General features: G+C 40.1%; 5 protein-coding genes. 2 read left to right on the top strand and 3 right to left on the bottom strand.

The genetic code is table 11. The annotated features are described in order from the left end of the window. The first annotated feature begins 54 nt into the window (after window positions 1-54). Complete coding sequence (locus tag JMX13_RS13435) at window positions 55-396, top strand: plasmid replication DNA-binding protein (RefSeq protein WP_201613311.1); 342 nt, start codon at window positions 55-57, stop codon at window positions 394-396. Here JMX13_RS13435 and JMX13_RS13430 read toward each other — a convergent pair. Beyond that, complete coding sequence (locus JMX13_RS13430; protein ID WP_201613309.1) at window positions 368-1,258, bottom strand: LysR substrate-binding domain-containing protein; 891 nt, start codon at window positions 1,256-1,258, stop codon at window positions 368-370. The two genes, JMX13_RS13435 and JMX13_RS13430, sit on opposite strands and share 29 nt — an antisense overlap. A gap of 156 nt (window positions 1,259-1,414) precedes the next feature. Between JMX13_RS13430 and JMX13_RS13425 the strand changes: the two genes are divergently transcribed. After that, the gene (locus JMX13_RS13425; RefSeq protein ID WP_265088419.1) at window positions 1,415-2,269 is read left to right on the top strand and encodes a DMT family transporter; all 855 of its coding nucleotides are present in this window, start codon (window positions 1,415-1,417) and stop codon (window positions 2,267-2,269) included. A 299-nt stretch (window positions 2,270-2,568) separates the two neighbouring features. On the opposite strand, the gene JMX13_RS13420 is transcribed toward JMX13_RS13425, so the two are convergent. Together JMX13_RS13420 and JMX13_RS13725 are read right to left on the bottom strand one after the other, a co-directional pair. After that, window positions 2,569-3,087 carry an IS630 family transposase gene (locus tag JMX13_RS13420; protein ID WP_413786325.1) on the bottom strand — a complete coding sequence of 173 codons (519 nt, stop codon included), beginning with the start codon at window positions 3,085-3,087 and terminating at the stop codon, window positions 2,569-2,571. Then, a partial coding sequence (locus JMX13_RS13725; RefSeq protein ID WP_227686341.1) for an IS630 transposase-related protein occupies window positions 3,062-3,227 on the bottom strand: 166 nt, incomplete at its 5' end. The genes JMX13_RS13420 and JMX13_RS13725, both read right to left, overlap by 26 nt.

Below are 3,227 nucleotides of genomic sequence, written 5' to 3'. Positions count from 1 at the left end.
CTGGACAGTTGTACTGTACAGGTCTTAAAAACGTACTTGAACACTAGGTGAACAATGAACATATCGGTGACGAAAGCAGCAAAAGAGTGGGGTGTATCAAGAACAACGATCTATCAGAAAGTCAATAATGGTGAGCTTTCTAGAAATACAGACAAGAAAATTGATACTTCAGAGATGATTCGAGTATTTGGCGAACCTGTTTCCAAAAAACGTACTGAACAATCACTGAACACTTCTAATAATACGCACCTGAACAGCCAGACTGTACAGTCTTGTACAGCGCTTGAACACCAATTAGAGCTAGAGAAGTTAAAGAATGGAGCCCATCCCAGATTCTGTGTAACAACAAATAAGATAGAGGATTTCTTTACTCACATTGAGATTCTAACCATTTAGATAGTTTAATAATATCATCCTGATTATTCTTTAATTCCTTGCAAACGAAGTAAAACTTATCCCCTGTTAGTAGTTCATGCATTGGAATTCTAACGAGTGTCTGCTTATAAGATTGATCTAGCATCATATAGTTGTTAACGAGGGTAACTCCCAGATTATACCGTGCGGCTTCTATCGCTAGTAGTACATGACTAAAATGATTTATCTTTATATTGTTCGGCAATTCAAATCCGCCTGCCTTACACCACCGCAGCCAATCCTCCGCTGTATTCTCACTTATATCTGTATACCTCACGGACAATATTGGATGCCGCCACAATGCATCAGGAAGGGGTTTATCTCTTATTTTCTCCCAAAGCTTTTGACCACAAACAGGATATAAAGTTTCAGAAAATAAAAACTTACTGATGAAAGCATGTGAAGGGGGATTGACGGTAATATAACAATCGGCCCTTTGTTCATTATAATCAGAGGGGTGATTAACCATATCTAAAGTGAGTTCTATTTCTGGATACTGTTTATAGAAGTCTTCTAATCGAGGGATTAACCAATTTACTGCGACTGAACTGTACAGAGCTAAGCGTATATGCCCAGGTTTTCCATGCTTAATAATCTGACTACTATCTGAAAGTAGACCCAATGCGCCACTCACATCTGTGAAATAACGCTCACCAACCTCTGTCAACGAAAAGGTCCGGCCTTGCCTGTAAAACATTGCTTCCCCAAGATACTCTTCAAGGATGCGTATTTGGTGACTCACGGCACTTTGTGTCACATTGAGGCTTTCTGCTGCTTTTGAAAAGCTGTTAAGCCGTGCAACGGACTCGAAGCACTGTATTGCACGCAGCGGTGGTAAACCCATTATTACCTCAGGTAATACTAAATATGTTTTATATCATTATACATCATACTGTTACTTGAATATACTGCCAGACAGATCGTTAAATCAGCATGAACCCATTGGGGTTTTAACAGTTTCTGAATTTAGAGTAGGGCGGGGAGGATAAGAATGCCAAAGATGAGTGTTGCATTTGCTATGACGCTATTGGTAATAGGAAATATCATTGCGGTCTTCTCAGACGCCTTGATAAAGGACTTGCCCTCTGAGACGGCGGTATATCAATTTATCCTATTTCGTCAATTAACAGCGGTTTTAATGTTGTTGCCATTTTGCTTAATCAATAAAAAGAGCAAGTTATTCAGTAATATGAGATGGCACTTTGTCCGTAGTCACGTTTGGTTGTTGGGTGTGATATTCATGGTGCTGTCTCTTCAAGCACTGCCTCTTGCGACTGCGAATGCTATTTTTTATGCAGCCCCTTTATTTGTATTACCACTGGGTTTTTTATTTTATAAAGACAGATTAAATTTTCCGACTATCGCAGCCTCTATATTAGGTTTTGCTGGTATCCTCGTTATTGTACAACCGAAACAGATCAATTTAGGGGCGGTGTTTGCCCTTATAGTAGCGGTAACAATGGCGATAAACAATCTCTTAGTTCGTAAACTTCCACAAAATCATTCTGTCTATCAAACGCTACTTTTGACCAATTTATTAGGAATCCCATTCGCGCTTGGTTTGGCTATTTGGGAGGGACAGCCATTTGACTGGCGCTCATTGATTACGGCCGCCAGTTCAAATGTATTTATTTTGATTTATGCGGGTATATGCGTACAGGTGTACCGACACATTGAAGCATACAAAGTCTCTAGTGCGGAATACTCAGGTTTACTAGGGGCGGTGGTGGTTGGAATCATATGGTTTAATGAAGTGCCAAATATGACTTTGTTAGTAGGGTCGGCGCTGATTATCCTACCTTTGATATGGCTTGCTACTCTTGAATCTATGAGGTTTAGACAAAAGATTGGGTAGGATAATTGTATGTCTTAAAGCTAAAAGCTTTCTTTAAAAATCCCTCAGACTGGTGTTTGAGCGTGAGTATTTTAATTGAATGGACTATGTTTATAGCTAGTGTTTGGGCTATTGATCAAAGGGCTTTTATCAGCGTTGCTAGGGAGCGCAGTATTCAGCTTGTTAGGTAATCGTCCCATGCATAATGCATTGAATTAATGGCATTAAGATGCATGGTTTGGTTTCTGTATAGGCGTAAAACCGCCATTACCCATGGGCGTTCATGATTGTAATGGTTTAATAAAATACGATTGATATAGTCAGTTCACAATAAAATAAATACAGCCCATATCCTGAAATAGCTTAGGCAGATTATTCTCCATCCACCCTTGGCGTAGAAACTTAGCTTGAGCCCATTTCTTTTCAATGGGGTTTAGATCAGGACTGTAGGGTGGCAGCCATAGAATACGATGACCGTGCCTGTTCAGTAGTTTTTGAATACGCTTGCTCTTATGAAAGCGGGCATTATCCATAACGATCACGCATTTAGTCTTGAGACTTGGAATTAGCGTGAACTTGCACCAGTCATAAAATATATGGCTGTTGATATTTTGTTCAAAGTAATCAAGCGCAAACAGCATCTTTTTATACAAAGCACCGATGACATTAGTGCGCTTTTTTACTTGCCAGTTGAAGCTGTCGATACAGGGTTTGCCTATCGGTGAGTATCCGTAAGGTCTTATAGTTTCAGCCTCAAAGCCGCTCTCATCCATATACACAATGGGATAGCCTTGCTGTGTAAAGCTATCAAGCTTACTCTGATACGACGCTCTTTTTATCAGGCAGGCTTTTGGATGCTCTAAGGTCTTTTTTTTGACTGATACCTAGGCGTTTTAAAGCATTGTGCATGCCGGTCTTACTACAGTTGAATCGCCTAGCTCGCTCATACAGATAGTCGTCTGGATGTTGTTCAACGTCT

Source organism: Psychrobacter immobilis (assembly GCF_904846285.1).
Classification (GTDB): domain Bacteria; phylum Pseudomonadota; class Gammaproteobacteria; order Pseudomonadales; family Moraxellaceae; genus Psychrobacter; species Psychrobacter immobilis_D.
This window is presented reverse-complemented; position numbering and strand designations above follow the sequence as displayed.